Below are 25,235 nucleotides of genomic sequence, written 5' to 3'. Positions count from 1 at the left end.
ACAAATATGGGCGAAATTAATTTTATCTACCCGGATGAAATTCAAATTTCGCCCTAATAAAATGATAACTAGACTATTTTAAATTATTTAAGATAAAATCCAGCGTCGTATTAATATTTTTGTTTTCAGAAAAGGCCACATTTTTATGGGTGATATTATGTGCAAGGCCCTGATCAAACAAATGCTGTATCCCTTGTTCGTATTCCATATTTACTTTTCCGCACAATAAGTTATCCATGGACACTCCTTTTTTATGGCGTTTATATATTTTACGCAAGCCACTTAAATACAAGCGATCTTTGGTAAATCCACCTCCCCTATGGGCTCGCATGGTAATTGTAAAGGCGTCGTTTCTATTCAATTTGTATTGATTGTGAATCATATCAAAGGTATCCGAAAAACTGGAACCCTTTATTAAACTGTCTGATGACAAAACTCTGTAAGACAATTCTTTAAGTCTTTTTAAGGTCAAGGCCCCACTCATATATTCGCTAAAGACGGCAAGCCCTTCCTGTGTTTCCACATTTTTGGGGAAGCCATTGGAAAAAATCTTGAGGGGCTGGTCCATGCCATTAAAGGTCGTTACCAAATGTACCCCTATCTCGTGGTTGGCCAGGGTCAATAGTTTGTTTTTGGAAAATTTGGCGTTTTTTTTGATCACCAAAGATTGGGTACTGTTCCTCACCATAGCATCTGCAGCAAGGCTAGTTGATAATCTAATGTTCAAGGGAAAATTATATTGTTGAACAAACTCCTCAAAATATGTTTTGGCTTCCTCTGCGGTATACACTTTTTCCATTGCACTGGAAACAGGCTCATCTTCAAAATGAAGGATATATCTCGCATTCTGAACGTCCTTTTCTGTAGGGGTACCAAATACCCTTAAGGAATTATAATAGAACTTCTTACCCTCTCCAATGGTCTCGATGCACTGGATCATGTTGGAGTAGTAATAGATTATTTCCTGGTACATCTTCCGAATCTCATCATCTTCAATGCGCTCTAGTCGTTGGGAATAAAACAAGCGATGGAGCTTATAGGGATCAAATTTGATCTTGGGATACTTAAAAACAGGGTCTTCGGTATATTTAGAGGTAAAGAAACGCTGTTTCTCTTTTTCAATATTCAAGGGGTTTAGGTAACTGAGCAGTTCAATCTTTTTTACCAAACGGTCCAAATTGATATCTATCTCAAATAAATCGGCATACACATTTTCAATATCTTCCAAGGCACTATTCTTCATAAGCTACAATTACATCAACATATTTGGTCGCAATTTAGTCATTTGAGACCAATGGACGATCCTTACATCCTTTTCGCTTTCGTATAATCTATTTTACTTACAGATTTGGCGACAATTAAACTTACCATGGCGTCCCCAGTAACATTGATTACGGTTCTACACATATCCAAGGGACGATCCACTGCAAAAATAAGGGCCAATCCAATGGCCAATTTATTGGCAGGAAAACCTATGGATTCCAATACAATAACCAACATCACCATTCCTGCCCCAGGTACGGCAGCAGAACCTATGGAAGCCAATAAGGCGGTTAGCACGATCATCAGTTGATCTGTAAGCTCCAAATGAAACCCAAGGGCCTGTGAAATAAAGACCGCGGCAACCCCTTGATAAAGGCTTGTACCGTCCATGTTCACCGTTGCCCCTACGGGAAGAACAAAACTGGACACTTCCTTATCCACCCCAATTTCATCTTCCACAATTTTCATGTTCACCGGCAAGACCGCAGCACTGCTACTGGTAGAGAATGCCAAAAGCTGAGCAGGACTCATTTTTTTTAGGAACCAAAACGGGTTGATCCTTGTGGTTACAAAGATGAAGGTGCAATAAAAGACAATCATAAATATGAGCCCCAAAACCACTACGCCCGAATATTTTAATAAGGCATACAACAGATCCGGATCTCCAGAGCTGACCACCACATAGGCCAGTAAGGCAAAAACAGCTACCGGTGCCGATATCATTATCAAATCCACCATTTTTAAAACGGTATCATTTAGGGAGTCAAAAAGATTTTTTAAGGGTCTGGCTTTTTCTTCCCCAATAAGCAGCATGGAAATACCCAAAAACACAGTAAAAAATATCACTTGTAGCATGAGTTTATTATTACTCATGGCGGTAAAAATGTTGTCGGGAACCATATCCACCAAAAATTGTAAGGGACCAGAATCTTTTTGCAAGGATGCCTCTTCTATTTTTGCCTGAAGCCCAGTGTTGTTAGAATAGGTAGATGTTAGCCTTTCAATGGTTTCATTGGAAATACCATTCCCAGGTTTAAAAATATTTACCAAGACCAATCCAATGGTAATGGCAATAACAGTGGTCATTATAAAGATGACCATGGTCCGTAGACCAATGTTCCTGAATTTGGATATGTCCTTTAAATCCGAGATTCCTTTTACTAGGGATGCCAATATTAATGGAATGGCAATGAGCTTCAACAAATTAATAAATATGACCCCTAATGGGTTAATCCAGTTTTCAACAAACTCCTTTCCGCCAGAAACTTGGATCATTAAATATCCAAAAAACAACCCCAGCAACATCCCAATTAGGATTTGCCAATGCAAAGCAATCTTTTTCATAATTTCAAATAAGAACGCGCTAATGTATTAGAACTATCAATTGAAATTACAAAGGGATATAAAAATATTTTAGGGCCTAAAAAGGCCCTAAAACTATGAGTTTGAGTAGTAGTAGTAGTAGTAGTAGTAGTAGTATGAAGTCTAAATAACTTTCTTTCCTTTATAGTGGTCGTCCCAATCTTTTACCTTGGGCTCGCCCAGTTTGCCAACAGACTTGGCAACTACCATGGAAACGGTAGCATCACCTGTTACGTTAACTACGGTCCTGCACATATCCAAGGGACGGTCTACTGCAAAAATAAGGGCCAGACCAGCTTCAGGAATTCCTGCTTGCGCTAGAACTATTACCAACATGACCATCCCCGCTCCTGGTACCGCAGCACTCCCAATGGAGGCCAATGTTGCAGTTACGATAATACCCAATTGCGCAGACAAACTAAGATCCATGCCAAAGGCCTGGGCAATAAAAACAGCCGCTACGGCTTGGTACAAACTAGTACCGTCCATATTTATTGTGGCCCCAATAGGTAATACAAAACTGGTGACCTCTTCCTCAACACCCAAATGCTCCTCTACCCGTTCCATAGTTACTGGAAGGGTTGCAGCACTGGAGCTGGTTGAAAATGCCAATAGTTGAGCCGGGGAAATCCCCTTTAAAAAGTATGCTGGAGTTTTTTTTGTGACTATCCAAACAATAAACAGATAAACACATATCATCAAGGTCAGGCCTATCACTACAGACAAGGCGTACCAACCTAAAGCCTTAAATAGGTCTAAACTGGGCGATTCTACGACCAAGGCAGCCAATAAGGCAAATACCCCAAAAGGTGCGGCCAGCATAATTAAATCGATCAATTTGAGAATTACCTCATTGAACCCATCAAAAAATTTCTTAACAGGGGATGCCTGTTCTTCCGGGATCAGAATAAGTCCTACCCCAAAGAGGATGGCAAAGAAAATCACCTGGAGCATATTGCCATTGTCACTGGCAGCTTGAAATATATTATCAGGCACTAAATCTTCCAATGCCCTTAAAGGACCGGCATCTCTTTGTTTGGCGGCCTCTGCTATTTTTGAATCTGCATCTCCTTTGTAATTTTCAACAAGTTCATTTCTGGTTTCTTGTGAGATGGAAGAACCGGGCTTAATAAGATTTACCACCCCTAGTCCAATGGAAACCGCTATAACCGTGGTCATGACATAGATTCCTATGGTCCTACCCCCCATTTTTGATAATTTGGAAATATCCTTTAAATCAGAAACCCCTTTGATCAGGGATCCAAGGATTAACGGAACTGCAATTAATTTTAAGGAGTTGATAAATATATTCCCGAAAGGTTTTATCCAATCCGATACAAATTTAGGCCCCCATTCCAATTGAACCATTAAGTAGGCAAAAACAACACCTAAAAACATTCCAATAAGAATTCGCCAATGCAATTCCAGCTTCCTCATATATTTTAAATTTTGAGGGGGTAAGATACTATTTTGTTAGTAAAAGCCGAAAAAAAGGAAAATTATAATTTGATGGTTCTGTTCAATAAGGCATAATCTGCCAAGACCAAGGCAGTCATTGCTTCTACAATGGGAACCGCCCTTGGAACAACACATGGGTCGTGACGTCCCTTACCTTGGGTCTTTACCATGTTGCCTTCCTTGTCTATGGTCTCGTAGCCTTGAATGACGGTTGCCACTGGCTTAAAGGCAATATTAAAATAAATATCCATACCATTGCTTATACCTCCCTGAATCCCCCCACTATGATTAGTTTTGGTAGTTCCATCCTGGTTGAACTGGTCGTTATGGGCACTACCCTTCATTTTTACGCCTTCAAAACCGCTACCATATTCAAATCCTTTTACGGCATTGATAGAGAGCATTGCCTTGCCCAATTCTGCATGCAGCTTATCAAAGGCAGGTTCTCCCAAGCCAATAGGCACATTCTGCACCACACAGGTAATAATTCCTCCTACCGTATCACCTTCCTTTCTGATCTCCTTAATGTAGTTTTCCATTTTCAAGGCCATTTTAGGATCTGGACATCGTACGTCATTGGACTCGATCAATGAGAAGTCTAAATCCTTATAATCAGTATTCAGGGCTAAATTACCAACCTGGGATACGTAAGCGTTTATTTTTATGTCTTTTAGAAATTGTTTGGCAATGGCACCGGCCACTACCCTACTTGCTGTTTCCCTAGCAGAACTTCTTCCCCCACCTCTATAATCTCTAAATCCGTACTTTTGGTCGTAGACATAATCGGCATGGGAGGGCCTGTATGAATCTTTAATATGGGAATAGTCATGGGATTTCTGATTGGTATTGTGAATGGCAAAACCTATAGGTGTTCCTGTGGTCTTTCCTTCGAAAATCCCTGAAAAGAACTCTACGGAATCAGGTTCCTTTCGTTGGGTCACAATGGCCGACTGTCCAGGTTTACGCCTGTCCAATTCTTTTTGGATGACCTCGAGGTCCAACTGGATACCAGCCGGACATCCATCCAATACACCTCCAATGGCAACACCATGTGATTCACCAAAAGTCATTACTTTAAAAAGGGTTCCGAATGTATTGCCTGCCATGTAGATATCTTTCGTTCAAAGGTAAATCTTAAATCAGAGATACAAAAATCAAGTCCATGCATATTACTGTGCACTTGCCAAATAAAACAAAATAAACCAAACTTTACCCCTTGCTTAACAAGTGGTACTAGTCTACCTTTAGTTTGCCAATGCCCCTTTTAATATGGTTATGGGGTGTAATGCTGTCCTCTTGGTTCCATCATGTATTTGGTGCCTACAACTCGTGCCATTGGCTGCAATGATAACATCCTCGGCAGATTTCCGAACTGCTGGAAAGAGTTTTAGCTCCCCTATTTGCATACTTACCTCGTAGTGCTCCTCTTCATAACCAAAGGATCCGGCCATCCCACAACAGCCAGAACTTATGATGGAAACCGTATAATTTTCAGGCAGGTTTAATATGTCAAAGGTTACCTTTTGATTGGACAATGCTTTTTGATGGCAATGGTTGTGAATTTTTACCGTCCTTGGCTCCTTGGTAAACTGGGCCGAGGTCAAGTTGCCATTCTCTATTTCACTGGCTAGAAATTCCTCAATAAGGTAGGCATTTGCCCCTATGGCATCTACTATTTTGGCATCGGCACCAAACCGCTTGTATTCATCCCTAAAAGTAAGGATGGCGGAAGGCTCCAAACCTATCACGGGAACGGCCCGATCTGCAAAGACCTTTAATTTTTCAATATTGGTCAACGCCAATTTTTTCGCCTCTTTTAAAAATCCTTTGGAAATATAGGTGCGACCACTTTCCCCGAAGAACAATTCTACATCGTACCCCAATAAAACAAGAACCTCAATGGCATCCTTGCCCAATTCTGTATCCAAGTAATTTGTAAATTCATCGATGTATAAAATTACTTTTGATTTTGAAATAGTCGCCTCTTTTTGAGATTTTTGAAGATGTTTATTGAAATCAACACTTGAAACTTTAGGAAGACTTCTTTCTTGTGACACCCCGGCTGTTTTCTTAACTAAAGAACTCAATACCTTAGATCTATATACCGCATTGGTCAGGCCGGCCATCTTACTCCCCAATTTGTTCAATCGGGTATTGTGTGCAAACAATTTACCTCGTAATGGATACCCGTTTGCTTCTTGGTATTGGTATAAAAATTCTGTTTTTAAGGTCGCTATATCCACATTACTCGGACATTCACTGGAGCATGCCTTACAACTGAGACATAGGTCGAAAACATCTTTGAGCTCTTTGCTGTCAAATCGATTACTGGCATTCGGATTGGTCAAAAACTCACGTAATGCATTCGCGCGCCCCCTGGTAGTGTCTTTTTCGTTTTTTGTGGCATGGTAACTGGGGCACATTGCTCCTGCCACTTTATGCGTCTTTCTGCAATCGCCACTCCCATTACATTTTTCTGCGGCCTTAAGTATGCCCTCGCTATCGGAAAAATCCATCAACGTCTTAATCTCAGGCTCTTCCCTATCTATTTCATAGCGAAGAGACTCGTCCATGGGATAGGCATCCACAATTTTTCCGGGATTGAATATTCCTTTTGGGTCAAAGTAGGATTTGACCCTTTTTAACAATTGATAATTGTTCTCACCGATCATTAAAGGAATAAATTCTGCTCTTACGATACCATCTCCGTGTTCTCCGCTAAAAGAACCTTTGTATTTTTTCGTCAATTTGGCCACATCTGTGGTGATTGCCCTGAATAAGGCGACGTCCTCGGACTTCTTCAGGTTCAGAATGGGCCTTAAATGCAATTCCCCGGCACCAGCATGGGCATAATACACAGCATCTTGCTCGTAAGCTTTCATGATTTGGGAGAACTCCCCAATAAAATCCTTAAGATCCTCCAAAGCAACGGCAGTATCTTCAATACAAGCAACTGCCTTACGATCTCCTACCATGTTGCCCAAAAGCCCCAAGCCGGCTTTCCTTAATTCGGCAGCCTTGTTGGTATTGCCCCCTCTTAGGATCGCATTGGAATAACTCAACCCTGACAATTCTACCGTAGCCAATAGCTTAGAGATCTGTGCGTCCAAATCTTCTTCCGTATCAGATCGTAATTCCAACATCAGTACTGCCGCTGGATCCCCTTCAATAAAAAACCTATTGGCCAATTGCGCCCTGTTGTTCTTGGTACAATCGAGAATCACCTTATCCATCATCTCACAGGAATGAAGGTTGTGCTCCATAACTGGCACCACATCCTTCAAACTATCATCCAAGGTGTGATAATGGGTGACCACCATAGCCGATAATTTTGGGGGCAAAACATCCAATTCCAAGGTGATTTCCGTGGTAAACGCCAAGGTACCCTCACTCCCACTTAAAAGCTTACAAAGGTTGATATCTTGCTTGGCATCAGTAAACACATTACTCTTTAAAATTTCATCTACGGCATACCCTGTATTCCTTCTATGGATGGAAGCTTTAGGAAATTCTTCAAATATTTCATTTTGTGTCTCAGTATCACTGAGCTCCTTATATAGGTTGTTATAGATAGATCCTTCCAGATTATCCAAGGTCATTTTATGCTTAAAATCTTCTTTGGATATGGCTTTAAATTCCACATCTGTACCATCGGCCAATATAGTTTTCATAGAAACTATCTTATCCCTGGTAACCCCCTGCTGTATGGATGTAGTTCCGGAAGAATTGTTTCCTACCATCCCACCTATCATACACCTATTGGAAGTAGAGGTGTTTGGGCCGAAGAACAAGCCATAAGGCGCCAAGAAAAGGTTCAATTCGTCCCTAATGACCCCTGGCTCAACAGTCACCTGCCTTTTAGCTTCATCTAAATGGATAATATTTGTGAAATTTTTGGATACATCTACAACAATACCATCACCCACACATTGTCCCGCCAAAGAGGTTCCCGCGGTTCTTGGAATGATTCCTACACTATGCTGATCGGCAAAATGTATAATCTTTCTAATATCCTCAATAGTCTTGGGGAACACAACTGCCAATGGCATTTTACGGTATACGGAAGCATCCGTTGAATACAGCGCAGTAGTTAGGGAATCCCATTGAAGGTCGCCTTCTAAATTGCTTTTCAGTTTTAGGAGTAAATTAATGTCCACTTGGGTTAATTTTAGGTGCTAAATTAAGTTTTTATTAACTTTAGGCCATTAATATTCAGCTATTTTTGACACCTAAATAAACTTAAAACAAAACTTATGAAAATATTTAAAATTTTAACGCTTATCCTATGCTTTACAGGATTCTCCTTGAGCGCACAGTCGATTTCAGAAAATGCCCTTGGACTTCGTTTGGGTGATAGTGATGGTTTTGGTGCGGAAATATCCTACCAAACAGCATTGACTTCCAGTACGAGATTGGAATTTGATCTTGGATGGAGAGACAGTAGAAACTATGATGCCTTTAAATTGGCCGTAGTTCACCAATGGGTTAGACCACTTGATGGTGATTTCAACTGGTACTATGGTGTAGGTGGTGGATTAGGTAGTGTGGATTTTGTTAGAAATGAAGATAGGGATTATAATGATGGTCTTTTTGTTTTTGCTGCTGGTAATATAGGTATCGAATATGATTTCAATATCCCATTGCTTCTTTCATTGGATTTTAGACCTGAAATTGGAGTTGCTGGATATGATGAATTTTCTGATAATTTTGATTTCGATATTGCCCTTGGTATCCGTTACCAATTTTAGTGCCCATTAAAATAAAAATCTACAAGCCCTTAACGTTTATGTAATGTTAAGGGCTTTTTTTATACACGATAATATAATTACCTTTGACCGTCTAAAATAAAAATGATGAAAAAAATAATAGTATCCCTATGCGCTCTTGCAGCCGTAGTTGCTTGCAGTACTAATCCAGAAGGTTTCAGTCTTGATGGAACTGTGAATGGGGAATTGGAAAACGGCACCAAGGTATACCTTAAAACGGCAAATGCCGAAAATCAGCTAGTTGATGTGGATACCACCACTGTTGAAAATGGGAAATTTAAATTTTCAGGGCCGGCCGACCTGCCAGAAATACATTATGTCTATATCGACCAGTTGAGAGGGAATATTCCTTTTATTGTTGAAAAAGGAGAGATAGAACTTACTGTTCAAAAAGATAGTTTGACCGATGCAAAAATAACTGGAACTCCGCAAAACGAGTTTTTCACCGATTTTATTAAAGGTTCAAAAGAATTGTCTAGCAGGGCCATGTCTATTAATGAGGATATGAGAAAAGCCAGTGCCAGTAACGATGAGGGCACTATGGTCTCTCTTAGGGATGAATACTTTGAACTTCAGGAAGAGGCGAAAAATTTTGAATTGGATTACGTAAAGAAAAATCCTAACTCTTTGATTTCAGTTTTGATCATCGATAAGGTATTGAATACAAAATCCATGTCGGATGAAGAAGTAAAAGCATTATACGATGGCCTCTCACCTGAAATGAAAAAAACCAAACCAGGGAAGAGCATAGAGGAAAAATTGAACAATAGCAAAAGCACCTCCATAGGAAGCAAGGCACCAAATTTTTCCGCGCCTACTCCAAATGGGGATTTATTGGCCTTGAATGACGTTAAAGGGAAGGTCACTATTGTTGACTTTTGGGCCGCTTGGTGCAAGCCATGTAGGGCAGAAAATCCTAATGTGGTAAATGTCTACAACAAATACCATGACAAGGGTTTAAACATTCTAGGGGTTTCTTTGGACAGAAGAGCCGAGGATTGGAAAAAAGCCATTGCAGATGACAACCTTACTTGGAACCATGTTTCCAACGTTCAATACTTTGATGAAATTGCCAAATTATACAATGTGGATGCAATCCCGGCAACCTTTATTTTGGACGAAAACGGAGTAATCGTAGCCAAAAATCTTAGGGGACCCGCCTTGGAGCAAAAGATTGCCGAAATGTTGCAGTAGACCCAGAAAGACATATTTTAAAAAAGGCCCTACACATTAATGTGTCGGGCCTTTTCTTGTCTTTAGGTTTATATCCTAATATATTATCGTTTCCTAGAATTTGTTTTGTAAATCCACGAAATTTCCTTTAACCTCGGCCGTGGGATCCATAATAACATCTCCAAATATATTAACAACAGAACCATCAAGGAATTCCATTGTGGCACCCTCTTCAAGAATTAAATTGCCATAAATGGTAAGATTTCCCTCTACCCTAAAGACACCATTCTTTTGGACCAATATTTCTTTTTGCTTTTTATTGCTACCAATGATATAACTACCGTTCATTTCGAACAAAGCACCTTCACTAATCCAAGTGTTGTTTTGAACTGTCCAAGAACCGCATAACAATAAAGAACCATCTATCCCTACACTCTTCAATCGCTTCCCAGCTCCACCAGAATACTCAAGTGCCTCTCCTACCTCACTTCTCAAATTATCATTGCCGATGTAGACCAACAGGTCAACACATCTGTTCAATAAGGTTTCGGAGGGCTTGTTCATTTTAAGAATTTGCAAACCCAATTTTCCTGAGGCAGCAAAAACATAATCGTCCTTTGATGCTACATAATTAATCGACCCGTCCAATCCTATAATGCCAAACTCTTCTGTATTGTCAGTTTTCTTTTCGTTCAAACTTAAACCTGCGCCCCCATTGGCCATTAGTATGACTCCTTCATTGATGGCTACGGCATTGTTTACAATATCAGACATATCAACCCCATCAGGGTTTATTAAAATTGGGATATACTCAATAAGGGATCCAGAGGTTATATTATAAACACCCACTCCTTTAGAACCTTCGGAAACCATGATACGGTCAGTATCAAAGTCGATTGTTTTTTTGGTAGATACCCCAAAATCGCTATTGATCGCTATTTCTTTGAGCAATTGAAAATTCTGGTCAAAAATGCTTAATCCTTTGCTGCCATCCAAAACGGCAATTTGATTGTCCTGAATTGCCAAGGAACGTAAGTCTGGAGAAAGCACACTGATAGATATGGTTAAGGTCAACTTATCATAAGCAGCCAAAACACCATCCATTCCGCTTGTAACATATACATTGGTTGCCGTTGTTTCCACGTCAGTTGCAACAAAACCCTCCTGATAACCAAAAATAATTCCAGTTGCACTAAAAATTCCGTTTACAGCCGGTATTTTAGCCACAAAGGAGTTGGAAAGCGCGGTCAGGTCTCCTTCGGCCTCAATTCCTCCAATGGCATAAACGAAACCACTGTCATATTTTAAGGCATTGATGTCCCTATTGGTGAAATACATCCTAGACGTCACAACTGGATTATTGGGATCGGATATATTAATAATATCTATAGCCCCAGCATAACTAGCATCTACCGTATTATAGGATACATAGGCAAAATTGCCATCAACATTCACATGGGAGGCCGTTAAATTTGTTCCACCTGTAAATGAAGGGGGACTAACCTGTGCAACAAGTGTTAATGGATAATCTCCTGCGACACCAGCGGCATTGCTTTTGGAAAATTTACCCGTGGTTTCATCCTTTTCAAATATGTCCAATACTCCAGAATTGTCAAACACAATACTACTGGTCAACACTTGAAGATTTGTTTCTAATTTAATGGTACTTTCTGGTTCAGAATAAATAGTGGTTTCATCACTACAGGATATGGCCAACAATAAAACTGTTGAAAATAGAAGGGAAATTCTTTTCATTATAAGTAGGTTTAACATTATTTGGGTTCTCAAAGAACGCTAAAATCTACTGTTAAGTATAAAAAATAATGATATTCTCGTTAAACTGTCCTTCTAAAAGGGCGTAAATGCTGACTAATAGGTAGTCTTCCAAATTTATTTAAATGAAATCTTCTTGCCTCCAGGCCTCTTTAAAAGATTGTTTCATATTTTTCCCATCTTCTCCAAGCCGAAAAGAATGACAATGGGAACGGCCATAAGGATAACCATCAGTGTCTGAGACACCAAAAGACTGGGCATGAACAACAAGGTCATCACATATCCACCCATGGCACCCCCAAAATGAGCAGTATGTCCTATATTGCCAAGTCTATTTTTCATCCCATAAATGGAATACAGCAAATAAGCAATACCAATAACATAAGCGGGTAATGGAATTGGTATAAACATAATCCCCAATTGCATTTCCGGTTGCAATAATATGGCGGCATATAAAATTCCTGTAACCGCTCCACTGGCTCCTACAGCACTGTACTGGGGTTCGTTTTTATGGAAAAATTGTGCTAAAAGACTCCCTGCGCCCAAACTTACCACGTAGATAAGAATAAAGATAGGGGCTCCCAACCAGGCTATGACCACGTTGGCGAAAAAATAAAGGGTGAACATATTAAAGAACAAATGGGAGAAATCTACATGTAGAAAACCTGATGTGAACATTCGCTCTTTTTGTCCGGCCTTAATAGCAGAAATATTGAACTTATAGCGTTCAAAAAAACTAAAATCATTAAAACCTTTCAGGGAGACCAGTACATTGATGGCAATAATAACAATGGTGGCAATATGCATATTCATAGGATACCTTGATTTGGATTCAAATATAGCTATATTTGCCCATACTTTTTTTGCATGCAACTACTAGTTTATATCTTGGCCTATCCTTTTTTATGGCTTATTTCCGTACTTCCTTTCAAGGTATTCTACTTGGTGTCAGATTTTGTCTTCTTTTTGGTTTATCATGTATTTGGCTATCGTAAAAAAGTAGTCTACGAAAACTTAAAATTAGTCTTCCCTGAAAAGTCGGATGAAGAATTGAACTCTATAAGGAAGGAATTTTACCGACATATGTGCGATTTGTTCTTGGAGATGGTAAAAACCATGGGACTCTCTAAAGAGGAGGTCAAAAAAAGATATGATGTAGTCAATATGGAAGTTCTTCAAGAATTGGAAAAGAAGAAGAGTATCCTTGTGTTATGCTCCCACTATGCCAACTGGGAATGGAATGTAAGCATGAATAACTATGTTGCTTCGAAAGGATATGCCGTTTACCAAAAGATAGGCAATAAATATTTTGACCGACTCATAAAAAACATACGTTCTAGATGGAACACCACCCCCATTACCCAAAATGAGACCGTAAAAACTGTGGTCAGGAATGAACAGCTTGGTGTAAAAGGTATTTTCGGAATGGTCAGTGATCAATCCCCAATGGTTTCCAAAGCACAGTACTGGAGTGAATTTATGGGTGTAAAAGTACCCATCTTTAACGGGGCTGAAGTTATGGCAAGAAAACTGGATTTGGCCGTTGTCTTTCTAAAAGTATCCAAGGTTAAGAGAGGATATTACCAGGCTGAGTTCATCCCAATCACCAATGCAGGCAAACAAACGGAGAAGAATGAGATTACCGAGAGGTTCTTAAGGGAAACCGAAAAACAAATAAGGGAAAGGCCTGAACATTATTTATGGACACACAGAAGATGGAAACATCGCAATAAAGCCCCTAAGGACATTCAAAAAAAAAAATAGTTTGGTAATATCGAATTGCTTCAATTGATTACCAAACTTTTTAAATTATCTTAAGAATCAAGTTAAATTCCCGCTACCTCCTTAATTTCTGAGATGATTCGATCTGCCAAACCATCTGCTTCAGCCTGACTTTTTGCTTCCGTATAAATCCTGATAATTGGTTCTGTATTGGATTTCCTCAAATGTACCCAATTTTCAGGAAAATCGATCTTTACCCCATCAATGTTGGTGACCTGTTCATCCTTATACTTATCCTCCATGGCTACAAGAAGGGCATCTACATCCAATTCTGGAGTTAACTCTATCTTCTTTTTGCTCATAAAATAACTGGGATAGCTATCCCTCAATTCTTTAACGGTACCTCCTCGTTCTGCCATTAACATTAGAAAGAGGGCCGTGCCCACCAAAGAATCACGACCGTAATGACTTTCTGGGTAAATAATACCACCGTTGCCCTCGCCGCCGATTATTGCGTTGTTGGCCTTCATTTTGGTTACCACATTTACCTCACCAACAGCAGCAGCTTCATAGGTGCCTCCATGTTTCTCGGTAATGTCCCTTAGTGCCCTGGAAGAGGAAAGATTGGATACCGTATTCCCTTTTGTTTTCCCAAGCACGTAATCTGCACAGGCCACCAAGGTATATTCTTCTCCAAACATTTCACCGTCGTTACTTATAAAAGCAAGTCTGTCCACATCAGGATCTACAACTATTCCAAAATCTGCCTTTTCCTTGACCACTAAGGCAGAAATATCTCCCAAATGCTCTTTTAAAGGCTCTGGGTTATGCGGAAAATGACCTGTTGGCTCACAGTACAGTTTTACCACTTCTACACCTAATTCCTTTAAAAGCTGTGGGATGGCGATACCCCCTGTGGAGTTGACCCCATCTACCACCACTTTGAATTTGGCCGCTTTTATTACTTCCTTATCAACCAAAGGCAGGTTCAACACTTCGTCAATATGTATATCAATATAGGCATCGTTTCTGGTAATGGTTCCCAGATCATCCACCTCTGAAAAATTAAAATCCTCCGCTTCGGCAATCTCTAGTATTTTGGCGCCTTGGGCCGCATCTAAAAATTCCCCTTTTTCGTTCAATAACTTAAGGGCGTTCCACTGTTTCGGGTTATGGCTCGCCGTGAGGATAATTCCACCATCGGCCTTTTCCATAGGAACAGCAATTTCTACTGTTGGCGTAGTCGATAAATTAAGATCAATGACATCTATCCCTAATCCAATCAAAGTAGAAACCACAATATTTTGGATCATTTCACCTGATAATCGGGCATCCCTCCCGATAACCACAGTAAGTTTTTCTTTTTTTGAGTACTCTTTTAACCATATCCCGTAAGCTGCCGCGAATTTTACGGCGTCTATTGGGGTTAAATTTGTACCTGGTTTTCCTCCAATGGTACCTCGTATTCCTGATATTGATTTGATTAGTGTCATGTATGCTAGAAAAAGTTTTTACAAATATACACCACTACAGTTTATTAGTATAACGGTTATTTGTAAATTCGGACTTATGACATCAGAAGAAGGTACATGAATTTTTTAGCACATATTTATCTCTCCTTTGGAAATGATGAAATTACCTTGGGAAATTTTATTGCCGACAGTATTCGGGGAAATAGACACAAGCATTTGCCCATTAATGTCCAAAAAGGCATTATGCTTCATCGGGCCATAGACACATTCACGGACGCCCACCCTACCGTTAGAAAAAGCACAAGGCGCTTGCATAAAAACTACAGTCACTATAGCGGTGTTATCGTCGATATTTTTTATGATCATTTTTTGGCCAAGAATTGGGAACAATATTCAGAAACCCCTTTGGATATTTTTGTGGAACAATTTTATGATTTATTGGAAGACAATTATACCATTTTACCAGATGGGGTGAAACATATGATGCCCTATATGATCTCCGATAATTGGATCTATAACTACTCCAATTTGGACGGAATTTCTAAAGTTTTGAGTGGTATGAACCGCAGAACGAAAAATAAGAGCAAGATGAATTTTGCTATCTTGGATCTCGAAACACATTATGTTGATTTTGAAAAGGAATTTTCCATTTTTTTTGAAGAATTAATAAGCTATTCCAAACAAAAATATATCTCTTTATGCGAAAAATAAGTTTCCTACTCGTCCTCTTTCTATTTATCCAATGCAAAACCAATCAACCTGCCGCTCCTACTGGTCTTGTGACCGAAAAAGCAATGGTGGTTTCTGCTCGCGAGGAAGCCTCGGCCATAGGGTCCGAAATTTTAAAACAAGGAGGAAATGCATTTGACGCCATGGTGGCCACTGAATTGGCCTTGGCCGTGGCCTATCCCTATGCCGGAAATATTGGTGGGGGTGGATTTATGGTGTACCGCAAAAGTAATGGGGATATTGGATCATTGGATTACAGGGAAAAGGCGCCATTGACTGCTCATAAAGACATGTATTTGGATTCATTGGGCAACGTAATACCCGATAAAAGCACACTTGGGGCAACCGCTGCAGGGGTTCCGGGAACCGTGGCTGGCGTGATAGAGGTTCATAAAAAATTTGGTTCCTTGTCACTGGAAGCTATATTGGCTCCTGTAATTGCCCTTGCAGAAAGAGGCGTAGTGGTCACAAAAAAGCAGGAAGAACGTCTGGAAGGATATCGAAAGATTATCATAGAGGTCAATTCGGATAGCACCTTGTTTGCCAAGGTCTACAAGGAAGGTGATACCGTTAAATATCCAGCCCTTGCCAGAACCCTAACTAAGATTGCCGCTGAAGGTAGAGACGGATTTTACAAAGGGGAAACGGCCAAAACCCTCGCCGATTTTATCCAGAAAAAGGGTGGTTATGTTACGGAGGAGGATTTAGCTGGCTATGAAGCACAGTGGAGACAACCCATTGTATTTAAGTATAAGGATATAAAAGTCATCTCCATGAGCCCTCCGAGCAGCGGTGGAGTCACCATGAACCAGATTTTCAAAATGATGGAGCCCTATGATGTTGCTAAATTTGGACATAATTCGGTCAAGACCATCCAACTCTTTACAGAAGCCTCCAGAAGGGCTTATGCCGATAGGAATTATTTTTTGGGGGATCCAGATTTCGTCGATATTCCTCTAGATGTGTTGTTAAGTCAAAAATATTTAAAAGAACGAATGGAAACTTTTTCCTTTGACAGAGCCACAAAATCTTCGGATATAGAACGTGGTGAGGTACAAATTGTTGAAAGTGATGAAACCACCCACTATTCCATAGTTGATAGCGCAGGCAATGCTATTTCGGTTACCACGACCATTAATGGCGCTTATGGTTCAAAATTGTATTGTGATGAACTGGGCTTTTTCTTGAACAATGAGATGGACGATTTCAGCTCCAAACCCGGAGTTCCCAATATGTTCGGACTTATCGGCGCTGAAGCCAATAGCATTGCCCCTGGCAAAAGAATGTTGAGCAGTATGACTCCAAGCATTGTGGAAAAGGACGGCAATCTTTATATGGTTGTAGGTACGCCCGGAGGATCTACCATAATCACCGCTGTAGCACAAACCATTCTCAATGTCTATGAATTTAATATGAGCATGCAGGATGCCGTTAATGCTCCACGTTTCCATCATCAATGGCTTCCCGATGTGGTGGTATTTGAGCCAGAAGGTTTCTCTCCAGATCTTAAGGCGTCCTTAACAGCCAAAGGGTATATCATTAATGAAGAACGCAACCCTATTATTGGCAAGGTTGATGCCATTAGGGTATTGCCAGATGGAAGGTTGGAAGGCGGCGCTGATAAACGAGGGGATGATACAGCCGTAGGTTATTAATTATGTTTTAAACAAAATCATTATGTCAAAAAAAATCTTTCTTTTTCTGCTCATCGGCACGTTGTTGGTCAGTTGTGCGAATACAAAACAGGTTGTTGCCGAATCCTATAATACCGACTTCTCTCCGGAACAAATAGAGATGATCATGTCCGGTGAATCAAACGAACCAATGCGGGTCTTCAAGATTAACAATACACAAGATTCCATTCTCTTAAGAACCAAAAGCGAAACCTTGAGGGTTGACCCTAATGACCCCGTTCTAAAAAGATTTGTAGACCGACTTTATAGTACGGTTAGGGATAGCATGTCCTTGGGAGCGGGAATAGCGGCGCCGCAAGTAGGAATTCTTAAAAACATCATTTGGGTACAACGATTTGACAAGGAAAATCTTCCTTTTGAAGTATATTTAAACCCAAAAATAACTTCCTTTTCTACTATGAAACAAGATTGTATGGAAGGCTGCCTTTCTATACCAAATAGACGGGATACTACAAAAACAAGGGCCTATGCCATAATGTTCGAATACGATAAAATGGACAATACCCACGCCACTGAAATGGTTGAAGCTTTTACTGCGGTTATAGTGCAACATGAAGTAGACCATTTGAATGGAATTCTATATCTAGATCATTTAGAAAAAGAGACAAAAGATGTAACTCACCAATAGTTTTATTGATAGAGCGAAAAGTAGTTTTATATATTCAACTATTGATCGTCAGTGGAGTATTACGTACACTTATATTTTAAAAAATGCTAAAAAAAATATTAAAAATAGGCTTTATAGTTCTATCGATTCTCACATTGGTTATTGTGGTTCTCTTTGCCATTTTTAACGAACCGCTCCCTGAAATTATAAAAAATTCTGGAACAGAGGCCGATAAAATGGCCATGGAAATGCAAAGCGCACTACATTACAATGATTTTAAAAATACACAATTCGTAGAATGGTCCTTTCAAAATGGCAATAACACCTATTTTTGGGACAAACTGCGGCAAGTTGTAACTGTAAAATGGGATGACGTAGTGGTAGATTTGGATTTAAAACGACCAAAACAAAGTAAAGCCATTAAAGACAATTTTGAAGTAAAAGGGACTAAAAAGGATAACCTTATTGTAAATGCCAGAAAAAATTTCAACAATGATTCATTTTGGCTCGTTGCACCTTTCAAATTATTTGATTCCGGGACGGAAAGGAAGTTGGTTCAGCTAAAAGATGGATCAAAAGGTCTATTGGTGACCTATACCTCTGGTGGGAATACCCCGGGCGATTCCTATCTTTGGAAAGTGGACAAAACCGGGTTCCCGAAAAGTTATCAGATGTGGGTTTCCATAATCCCTATCGGAGGGCTTGAAGCTACTTGGGAAGGATGGCAGAAAATGGAGAGCGGCGCTTATTTGCCAACCGCACATAAAATAGGGCCCGTAACCCTTTCCATGGGCGATGTAAGAGCATATAATTAATATCATATGGCAAAGAAAGGAACAGAAAAAAACACCAAGAACAAGGCACAACATACCAAACTTATGAATCGAAAGAAAAATAAGCTTCGGGAAGAAAAGGAACAGCGGGCGGCCAGGTTAAAGGAGATTGTTCAAAAATCCAAGGAAGCTAAAAAACCATTGGACCAATAAACAAGTTCGGAAAATATCTGTTCCATTAATTTTTAAAGCTTCCCAATTTCAGAGTTGCATTATCTGGTAAATACATGAGCACTGTTTCTGGCAGACTCGAAGTTTAAGTGCCAAGGGATACTGAAAAGAAAATATTTGAGCCCTGAGGGACTTTTTAAGTGAAGCCAGTACATTTTTGAAGGTAAAAGTTGCTTCTGATACCTATTACAAATGCATCTACAAATAAAAGCTTAATTTTTTACGGAACGTATCTGGCTTTTTAATTCCTCCATCGATTCTTGAAGTTGTCTCAGTAGCCCAGTTTCTGTAGTGGCATCCAAACCAAAAGTGATTTTGCTGTTTACCTGCCATAATTCCTGTATTTGCTGCATATCCACTTCATACGGAGGGTAAGTCTCGTTTAGGGATATTAAAGACATTTTATATCCATTGGGGGACTTCTCCAATTTCTTTACCAAAACGGCATCGTGAAGGACCACCACATACATCTTGTTGGCACTGACATCCTGGATACTTTCTACGGCCTTTGCCAAGACCCACTCCCCCGGACGCAAATTGGGCAACATACTATCGCCTTCTACTTGAAAACCTCTGTACGTTGCATTCCTGAATTCTGGTAAGGGTATATCAAAAGCTGGTAATTTTCTGTACCAGCTGGTATCCTGAATATTTTGCGGATAACCCGCAGCCGCCTTGGCATTTACCAAAACCATGTTTTCATTTTCGTTGGCATCAATGGTCACCACTTTTGGAATGACACTTACATTGGAGGTTGCCAGATATTGATTGGTGGCTTCCCCAAATAGCCACAATGGATTTATTTTAAACTGCTTTAACAATTCAGCCACTACTTTACCGGACAACTTGGTCCTTCCCCGCTCTATATCTGCGGTAGTATTTGAAATTCCCAATAGTTTCGCGAATTCTGATTGGGTATACCCCAAATCCCTTCGAACGTCCGTAAATCTCTTTACCTCAATTGCTAAGTCATTTTCCATTCTCAAATATACACATTTTGGATTATATCCAAAATAATTATGGAATATTTCCATAATTAGGAATATTTCCATATTTTTGGAATGATTACAAGATTAATTTCATGTTAGCAAGAATGTGACATTTATCGAATCTAAATCCTATTCAAATGGAAAATGCTAAAATCTTAATTTACGACGGCAGTTTTAATGGCTTTCTCACCTCCGTGTTTAAAGCTTTTGACCAAAAGTGGAATGTTATGGACATTCAAAAGGACAACGGGAAGCAAAGAGAACTTTTTTCGGACACTGAAACTATAGGCACGGAGATCGACTTGGCAAAAAGGGTCTGGCACGGCATTGAAAAAAAGAGCCATGAGACCATCAAAACTGTTTATTTCGCTTATCAAAGTGAGGCTAAAGGCATTGAATTTATATTGTTCAGATATATCAAACAATTGTTTTTTTCAACAAGCGGAACTCCCTTATCGTTCGCAGAGGAAGATCTACCCAAGATAAGACACTTGGCCAAATTGGTAGGATCTGAAAAAAGACATATGGAAGCATTTGTGGACATGTATCAATCAAAAGATTCAGTTTATTTCGCAGTCATCGCTCCAGATTATGATGTACTCCCTTTAATCTCTAAGCACTATAGATCTAAATACAGAGACCAGCATTGGCTTGTTTACGACAGCAAGAGAGGTTATGGCATCTATTTTGAAGGCTATAAGGTTGAACTAATTACACTTGATCTTGGTGACTACTATAAGAATCCTGATTTCTTCTCCAATATTTCAAAAAACGAGGGTCAAGGTGTTAAGGATATAAGTAATGGATATTTAAAAAACATTGATATACAATCACATATCCTACCGAAACCAACTGCTTCTTTTTCCAATAAAGCGTACCGTCCGTTTTTCAACGAAAGAACAGCTGTTTAGTAAAAAGTAATGGGCTTGTGTACATTTGTGACTACAACAAAATGTAGTGAAAGTAGATACTTCTTTTTACTTTGATTTCTCCCCAATAAAATGATCGCTCTTGTTATTGAACAATACATTAAAGGTGGTTAAACTGCCATAAATCCTTGTAATATATTGTTGTAAGTCCACTTTTTCCTGATCATCTAAATGGCTGCTGGCATTTATTTTTTGCTCCATTACCCTAATCCTATCCCTTACCATTACAATTTTATGAAAGAAGGTATCCAAAGGGATTTCTTTTTCCGATAAATTGCCGTCCCCCGGTCTTAAAACCAAACTTCCACCTTTCCACTTATCTGCAATGGGGGTAACCTGACTGGCATCGCTCCATCTCCTCAAAATGGAAACCAAGGATTGTTCCACTTCAGAAAAACTGATGGTATCCACCTCTTCCTCCACCAGCTCTATCACATCAAACTCTGCATCCAATTCAATAGTTTCCAATCCGTTATCAATAAATGTGACCCAATAGTGTTTGGAGGTAACATTGGTTACCACTCCTTTACCAAATTCCCTATGTTCTATCCTTGATCCAATACCTAAAAGTTGCATACTATTTGTTTTAAAATCAGTCGTGCTAATTTAATTACTAGGTTTTAATTAACAAAAATCATAATAGGCCCTACTTCATTATTAGAGGTCAAAATCGTAGCTTTGCAACTTTGCTATAGAAAATGATAAATTACGAGGAAAATATTGAGGTTAAGGGCGCTAGGGTCCATAACCTTAAAAACATTGATGTTACCATTCCTAGAGAAAAACTTGTTGTGATCACGGGACTTTCCGGTAGTGGTAAATCATCCCTCGCCTTTGATACTATCTATGCCGAAGGACAAAGGCGATATATAGAAACCTTCTCGGCCTATGCCCGTCAATTTTTGGGAGGATTGGAACGGCCGGACGTGGACAAGATAGATGGACTCTCTCCAGTAATTGCCATAGAACAGAAAACCACTTCAAAATCCCCAAGATCAACCGTAGGAACTATCACAGAGGTTTATGATTTTTTACGCCTCTTATTTGCCAGGGCAGGTGATGCATACAGTTATAATACAGGTGAAAAAATGGTGAGCTATAGCGATGAACAGATCAAAGAGCTCATCAAGGAAGATTTCAACGAAAAAAAGATAAATGTTCTTGCCCCTATTATAAAATCCCGAAAAGGACATTATAGGGAGCTTTTTGAGCAGATTGCAAAACAAGGCTTTGTAAAAGTCAGGGTGGATGGGGAAATCAAGGATATCGTAAAGGGAATGAAAGTCGATCGATACAAGACCCATGATATTGAGATTGTAATAGACCGATTAAAAGTTACTGATTCCGCTGATTTGGATAAGCGCCTTTCTGAAAGCATAAACACAGCAATGTACAGTGGTGAAAATGTACTGATGATCCTAGAGGAAGGTCAGGAAGTTCCCCGCTACTTCAGTAGGGATCTGATGTGCCCCACAACAGGTATCTCTTATCCATCCCCAGAACCCAATACTTTTTCATTCAACTCCCCAAAAGGAATGTGTCCCAATTGCAATGGTTTGGGAAATGTACACGAGGTAAACGACAAAAAAATTATTCCCAATCCAAAGCTATCCATTAAAGCCGGGGGAATCGCACCATTAGGGGAATATAAAAAATCATGGGCCTTTAAGCAAATTGAAACCATTGCCCAGCGCTATGAGTTTGAACTTACAGACCCAATAAATACCATCCCAGAGGAAGCCCTGGATATTATCCTGCACGGGGGTGCCGAAAGTTTTGAGGTGGACTCCAAAACGTTGGGTGTTAAAAGACAATATAAAATAGATTATGAAGGTATTTCCAACTTTCTAAAGAACCAATTTGAGGAGGCAGAATCTACCTCTATAAAAAGATGGGCAAAGGAATATATGGACAAAATAAACTGTCCCACCTGCAATGGGTCCCGCTTAAGGATTGAGTCGCTCTATTTTAAAATTGAAGAAAAGAACATTGCGGAGCTTTCCAATCTGGACATCGTAGAGCTTGCTGCCTTTTTTAGCGGTCTTGACAAAAACTTGGTTGGAAACCAAAGGATCATCGCTGAAGAAATTATAAAAGAGATAAAAACAAGACTCCAATTTCTTTTGGATGTTGGGCTAGACTACCTCTCCCTTAACAGAAGTTCCAAGTCCCTTTCCGGAGGGGAAGCCCAACGGATCAGGTTGGCCACCCAAATTGGGTCCCAGCTTGTAGGTGTTCTTTATATTTTGGATGAGCCCAGTATAGGACTTCATCAAAGGGATAATGAACGCTTGATAAAATCCTTGGAAGCCCTCAGGGATCTAGGAAACTCCGTGATCGTGGTGGAGCACGACAGGGATATGATAGAAAGGGCAGACCACGTCATTGATATTGGTCCAAAAGCCGGTAGACATGGAGGAGAAATTATCTCCCAAGGGAAACCGAAGGATTTAAAAAATGAACACACTTTAACAGCAGATTATATTACCGGTGTTAAAAAAATAGCAGTTCCCGAAAGCCGCAGGGAAGGCAACGGAAAGAGTATTGTACTTTCCGGATGTACGGGAAACAATCTTAAAAACGTTACGGCAGAATTTCCCTTGGGGAAAATGATCGGGGTTACCGGAGTGTCGGGAAGTGGTAAATCCACTTTGATCAATGAGACCCTCTACCCTATCCTAAATGCCTATTATTTTAATGGTGTTAAAAAACCAATGCCCTACAAAAAAATAAAGGGCCTAGAGCACATAGATAAAGTCATTGATATCAACCAATCTCCAATTGGAAGAACACCGAGGTCCAATCCTGCAACCTATACAGGGGTATTTAGCGAAATTAGGGCCCTCTTTGCCAAAACCCAAGAAGCAGCCATAAGAGGCTACAAATTGGGACGTTTTAGTTTCAATGTAAAAGGAGGACGATGTGAAACGTGTCAAGGTGGTGGTTTACGGGTAATCGAGATGAATTTTCTGCCCGATGTTTATGTAGAATGTGAGACCTGTAATGGGAAACGCTTCAACAGGGAAACCCTCGAAATAAGGTACAAGGGTAAATCAATAGCAGATGTTTTGGAAATGACTATTAACGAAGCTGTAGACTTTTTTGAAAACATCCCCAAAATTTATAGAAAGGTCAAGACCATTCAAGATGTAGGCCTGGGCTATATTTCATTGGGGCAGCAATCTACCACCCTATCTGGTGGGGAGGCACAACGTATTAAGTTGGCCACAGAACTATCTAAAAGGGATACTGGCAATACCTTCTACATTTTGGATGAGCCTACAACTGGCTTGCACTTCGAGGATATTAGGGTATTGATGAACGTACTGAACAAATTGGTGGATAAGGGAAATACCGTTTTGGTCATCGAACATAACATGGACGTCATCAAAATGGTGGATCATGTGATCGATATAGGTTATGAAGGAGGTCGTGGTGGTGGTAAGCTGGTCGCCAAAGGTACACCAGAAGAAATAGCAAAAGATAAAAAGAGTTACACCTCTAAATTTCTAAGAAAAGAATTAGGTTTGTAGGAAGGCTCCTAGTGTTCTATAAAACAAAGGGCGTCAATTCGCCTATATAAAAAGTAATAAATAAGCATACATGAGAAAAGAACAACACCACAAAGGTTGGAATGAGATAAAGACGAATGATTCTTGGGCTATTTTCAAGATTATGGGTGAATTTGTCAGTGGTTTTGAAAAAATGAGTGCCATTGGACCTTGTGTTTCTATTTTTGGCTCCGCTAGAACAAAAGAAGGTGATCCTTATTATGAATTGGCAACCAGTATAGCCAAAAGTATTTCTGAAGCTGGTTATGGCATTATTACAGGAGGTGGACCAGGTATTATGGAAGCCGGTAACCGAGGAGCACATTTGGCCGGAGGCACCTCTGTAGGTCTTAATATAGACTTGCCTTTTGAACAACATGACAATCCTTATATTGATGTGGATAAAAGCCTCGATTTCGATTATTTCTTTGTCCGAAAAGTGATGTTCGTAAAATATTCCCAAGGTTTTGTGGTAATGCCTGGAGGTTTTGGAACATTGGATGAACTTTTTGAAGCTATTACCCTCATTCAAACCAATAAGATTGAGAAATTCCCAATTATATTGGTAGGTACGGATTTTTGGGAAGGGCTCTTTGATTGGATTAAAACCACTATGCTCAAAAAAGGAAATATTAGTGCCCATGACATGGATCTGATACAACTAGTGGATACAGAAGAGCAAGTAGTGGAAATTATCGATTCCTTCTATAGAGGACGTACCTTAAGCCCCAATTTCTAATACG

Annotated in this window: 21 protein-coding genes; 11 read left to right on the top strand and 10 right to left on the bottom strand. The window is 39.8% G+C overall.

Annotated elements, in window-relative coordinates:
- Window positions 1-73: 73 nt before the first annotated feature.
- The 5 genes from SB49_RS03680 to SB49_RS03660 form a co-directional block, all read right to left on the bottom strand.
- Complete coding sequence (locus SB49_RS03680; RefSeq protein ID WP_062053958.1) at window positions 74-1,243, bottom strand: flavohemoglobin expression-modulating QEGLA motif protein; 1,170 nt, start codon at window positions 1,241-1,243, stop codon at window positions 74-76.
- 62 nt (window positions 1,244-1,305) lie between these two features.
- Window positions 1,306-2,607 (bottom strand): dicarboxylate/amino acid:cation symporter, encoded by a 1,302-nt coding sequence (locus tag SB49_RS03675; protein WP_062053956.1) that lies wholly within the window; start codon window positions 2,605-2,607, stop codon window positions 1,306-1,308.
- 141 nt (window positions 2,608-2,748) lie between these two features.
- The gene (locus SB49_RS03670) at window positions 2,749-4,062 is read right to left on the bottom strand and encodes a dicarboxylate/amino acid:cation symporter (protein ID WP_062053954.1); all 1,314 of its coding nucleotides are present in this window, start codon (window positions 4,060-4,062) and stop codon (window positions 2,749-2,751) included.
- Between the two features lie 62 nt (window positions 4,063-4,124).
- The gene (aroC, locus tag SB49_RS03665) at window positions 4,125-5,189 is read right to left on the bottom strand and encodes a chorismate synthase (protein WP_062053952.1); all 1,065 of its coding nucleotides are present in this window, start codon (window positions 5,187-5,189) and stop codon (window positions 4,125-4,127) included.
- Between the two features lie 138 nt (window positions 5,190-5,327).
- On the bottom strand, window positions 5,328-8,240 hold the full coding sequence (locus SB49_RS03660) for an FAD-binding and (Fe-S)-binding domain-containing protein (protein WP_062053950.1): 2,913 nt from the start codon (window positions 8,238-8,240) through the stop codon (window positions 5,328-5,330).
- Between the two features lie 96 nt (window positions 8,241-8,336).
- Between SB49_RS03660 and SB49_RS03655 the strand changes: the two genes are divergently transcribed.
- Window positions 8,337-8,831, top strand: coding sequence for a hypothetical protein (locus SB49_RS03655; RefSeq protein WP_062053948.1), 495 nt, complete (start codon window positions 8,337-8,339; stop codon window positions 8,829-8,831).
- 102 nt (window positions 8,832-8,933) lie between these two features.
- Window positions 8,934-10,043, top strand: coding sequence for a TlpA disulfide reductase family protein (locus tag SB49_RS03650; RefSeq protein ID WP_335337888.1), 1,110 nt, complete (start codon window positions 8,934-8,936; stop codon window positions 10,041-10,043).
- A 93-nt stretch (window positions 10,044-10,136) separates the two neighbouring features.
- On the opposite strand, the gene SB49_RS03645 is transcribed toward SB49_RS03650, so the two are convergent.
- Together SB49_RS03645 and SB49_RS03640 are read right to left on the bottom strand one after the other, a co-directional pair.
- Entirely contained in the window at window positions 10,137-11,777 is a 1,641-nt protein-coding gene (locus tag SB49_RS03645; protein WP_062053945.1) for a hypothetical protein, read from the bottom strand.
- A gap of 183 nt (window positions 11,778-11,960) precedes the next feature.
- Window positions 11,961-12,608: a rhomboid family intramembrane serine protease gene (locus SB49_RS03640; RefSeq protein WP_062053943.1), complete on the bottom strand. Its 648-nt coding sequence runs from the start codon at window positions 12,606-12,608 to the stop codon at window positions 11,961-11,963.
- 54 nt (window positions 12,609-12,662) lie between these two features.
- Between SB49_RS03640 and SB49_RS03635 the strand changes: the two genes are divergently transcribed.
- Complete coding sequence (locus SB49_RS03635) at window positions 12,663-13,559, top strand: lysophospholipid acyltransferase family protein (protein ID WP_062053942.1); 897 nt, start codon at window positions 12,663-12,665, stop codon at window positions 13,557-13,559.
- Between the two features lie 62 nt (window positions 13,560-13,621).
- On the opposite strand, the gene glmM is transcribed toward SB49_RS03635, so the two are convergent.
- Entirely contained in the window at window positions 13,622-15,010 is a 1,389-nt protein-coding gene (gene glmM / locus SB49_RS03630) for a phosphoglucosamine mutase (protein WP_062053940.1), read from the bottom strand.
- Window positions 15,011-15,106: 96 nt separating this feature from the next.
- Here glmM and SB49_RS03625 point away from each other — a divergent pair, with 96 nt between their 5' ends.
- The 5 genes from SB49_RS03625 (at window position 15,107) to SB49_RS16095 (ending at window position 19,005) form a co-directional block, all read left to right on the top strand.
- Window positions 15,107-15,700 (top strand): acyl carrier protein phosphodiesterase, encoded by a 594-nt coding sequence (locus SB49_RS03625; protein ID WP_062053937.1) that lies wholly within the window; start codon window positions 15,107-15,109, stop codon window positions 15,698-15,700.
- Window positions 15,688-17,373: a gamma-glutamyltransferase gene (gene ggt / locus SB49_RS03620; protein ID WP_062053934.1), complete on the top strand. Its 1,686-nt coding sequence runs from the start codon at window positions 15,688-15,690 to the stop codon at window positions 17,371-17,373. Before SB49_RS03625 ends, ggt begins: the two co-directional genes overlap by 13 nt.
- Window positions 17,374-17,395: 22 nt before the next feature.
- On the top strand, window positions 17,396-18,040 hold the full coding sequence (locus tag SB49_RS03615) for a peptide deformylase (RefSeq protein ID WP_062053932.1): 645 nt from the start codon (window positions 17,396-17,398) through the stop codon (window positions 18,038-18,040).
- Window positions 18,041-18,123: 83 nt separating this feature from the next.
- Entirely contained in the window at window positions 18,124-18,834 is a 711-nt protein-coding gene (locus SB49_RS03610; protein WP_062053930.1) for a hypothetical protein, read from the top strand.
- 6 nt (window positions 18,835-18,840) lie between these two features.
- Window positions 18,841-19,005, top strand: a complete 165-nt coding sequence (locus SB49_RS16095) for a hypothetical protein (protein ID WP_200960643.1) — start codon at window positions 18,841-18,843, stop codon at window positions 19,003-19,005.
- Between the two features lie 230 nt (window positions 19,006-19,235).
- On the opposite strand, the gene SB49_RS03605 is transcribed toward SB49_RS16095, so the two are convergent.
- The gene (locus tag SB49_RS03605; protein WP_062058827.1) at window positions 19,236-20,003 is read right to left on the bottom strand and encodes an XRE family transcriptional regulator; all 768 of its coding nucleotides are present in this window, start codon (window positions 20,001-20,003) and stop codon (window positions 19,236-19,238) included.
- Window positions 20,004-20,149: 146 nt separating this feature from the next.
- Between SB49_RS03605 and SB49_RS03600 the strand changes: the two genes are divergently transcribed.
- The gene (locus tag SB49_RS03600) at window positions 20,150-20,923 is read left to right on the top strand and encodes a TIGR03915 family putative DNA repair protein (protein WP_062053928.1); all 774 of its coding nucleotides are present in this window, start codon (window positions 20,150-20,152) and stop codon (window positions 20,921-20,923) included.
- Between the two features lie 66 nt (window positions 20,924-20,989).
- On the opposite strand, the gene SB49_RS03595 is transcribed toward SB49_RS03600, so the two are convergent.
- Entirely contained in the window at window positions 20,990-21,517 is a 528-nt protein-coding gene (locus tag SB49_RS03595; RefSeq protein ID WP_062053926.1) for a hypothetical protein, read from the bottom strand.
- 122 nt (window positions 21,518-21,639) lie between these two features.
- On the opposite strand from SB49_RS03595, the gene uvrA reads away from it, so the two are divergent.
- Entirely contained in the window at window positions 21,640-24,474 is a 2,835-nt protein-coding gene (gene uvrA, locus SB49_RS03590; RefSeq protein ID WP_062053924.1) for an excinuclease ABC subunit UvrA, read from the top strand.
- A 70-nt stretch (window positions 24,475-24,544) separates the two neighbouring features.
- The gene (locus SB49_RS03585) at window positions 24,545-25,231 is read left to right on the top strand and encodes a TIGR00730 family Rossman fold protein (RefSeq protein ID WP_062053922.1); all 687 of its coding nucleotides are present in this window, start codon (window positions 24,545-24,547) and stop codon (window positions 25,229-25,231) included.
- The last annotated feature ends 4 nt before the right edge of the window (window positions 25,232-25,235 follow it).

Origin of the sequence: Sediminicola sp. YIK13 (assembly GCF_001430825.1) — a bacterium.
Lineage (GTDB): Bacteria > Bacteroidota > Bacteroidia > Flavobacteriales > Flavobacteriaceae > Sediminicola.
Note: the sequence above shows the minus strand (reverse complement) of the source record. Positions and strands in the feature narration are given on the sequence as shown.

What these genes read in the sequence shown, in the direction of transcription:
- SB49_RS03680 (WP_062053958.1), bottom strand. Translation starts at nt 1,243, where the DNA reads ATGAAGAATAGTGCCTTGGAAGATATTGAAAATGTGTATGCCGATTTA.
- SB49_RS03675 (WP_062053956.1), bottom strand. Translation starts at nt 2,607, where the DNA reads ATGAAAAAGATTGCTTTGCATTGGCAAATCCTAATTGGGATGTTGCTG.
- SB49_RS03670 (WP_062053954.1), bottom strand. Translation starts at nt 4,062, where the DNA reads ATGAGGAAGCTGGAATTGCATTGGCGAATTCTTATTGGAATGTTTTTA.
- aroC (WP_062053952.1), bottom strand. Translation starts at nt 5,189, where the DNA reads ATGGCAGGCAATACATTCGGAACCCTTTTTAAAGTAATGACTTTTGGT.
- SB49_RS03655 (WP_062053948.1), top strand. Translation starts at nt 8,337, where the DNA reads ATGAAAATATTTAAAATTTTAACGCTTATCCTATGCTTTACAGGATTC.
- SB49_RS03650 (WP_335337888.1), top strand. Translation starts at nt 8,934, where the DNA reads ATGATGAAAAAAATAATAGTATCCCTATGCGCTCTTGCAGCCGTAGTT.
- SB49_RS03645 (WP_062053945.1), bottom strand. Translation starts at nt 11,777, where the DNA reads ATGAAAAGAATTTCCCTTCTATTTTCAACAGTTTTATTGTTGGCCATA.
- SB49_RS03640 (WP_062053943.1), bottom strand. Translation starts at nt 12,608, where the DNA reads ATGAATATGCATATTGCCACCATTGTTATTATTGCCATCAATGTACTG.
- SB49_RS03635 (WP_062053942.1), top strand. Translation starts at nt 12,663, where the DNA reads ATGCAACTACTAGTTTATATCTTGGCCTATCCTTTTTTATGGCTTATT.
- glmM (WP_062053940.1), bottom strand. Translation starts at nt 15,010, where the DNA reads ATGACACTAATCAAATCAATATCAGGAATACGAGGTACCATTGGAGGA.
- SB49_RS03625 (WP_062053937.1), top strand. Translation starts at nt 15,107, where the DNA reads ATGAATTTTTTAGCACATATTTATCTCTCCTTTGGAAATGATGAAATT.
- ggt (WP_062053934.1), top strand. Translation starts at nt 15,688, where the DNA reads ATGCGAAAAATAAGTTTCCTACTCGTCCTCTTTCTATTTATCCAATGC.
- SB49_RS03615 (WP_062053932.1), top strand. Translation starts at nt 17,396, where the DNA reads ATGTCAAAAAAAATCTTTCTTTTTCTGCTCATCGGCACGTTGTTGGTC.
- SB49_RS03610 (WP_062053930.1), top strand. Translation starts at nt 18,124, where the DNA reads ATGCTAAAAAAAATATTAAAAATAGGCTTTATAGTTCTATCGATTCTC.
- SB49_RS16095 (WP_200960643.1), top strand. Translation starts at nt 18,841, where the DNA reads ATGGCAAAGAAAGGAACAGAAAAAAACACCAAGAACAAGGCACAACAT.
- SB49_RS03605 (WP_062058827.1), bottom strand. Translation starts at nt 20,003, where the DNA reads ATGGAAAATGACTTAGCAATTGAGGTAAAGAGATTTACGGACGTTCGA.
- SB49_RS03600 (WP_062053928.1), top strand. Translation starts at nt 20,150, where the DNA reads ATGGAAAATGCTAAAATCTTAATTTACGACGGCAGTTTTAATGGCTTT.
- SB49_RS03595 (WP_062053926.1), bottom strand. Translation starts at nt 21,517, where the DNA reads ATGCAACTTTTAGGTATTGGATCAAGGATAGAACATAGGGAATTTGGT.
- uvrA (WP_062053924.1), top strand. Translation starts at nt 21,640, where the DNA reads ATGATAAATTACGAGGAAAATATTGAGGTTAAGGGCGCTAGGGTCCAT.
- SB49_RS03585 (WP_062053922.1), top strand. Translation starts at nt 24,545, where the DNA reads ATGAGAAAAGAACAACACCACAAAGGTTGGAATGAGATAAAGACGAAT.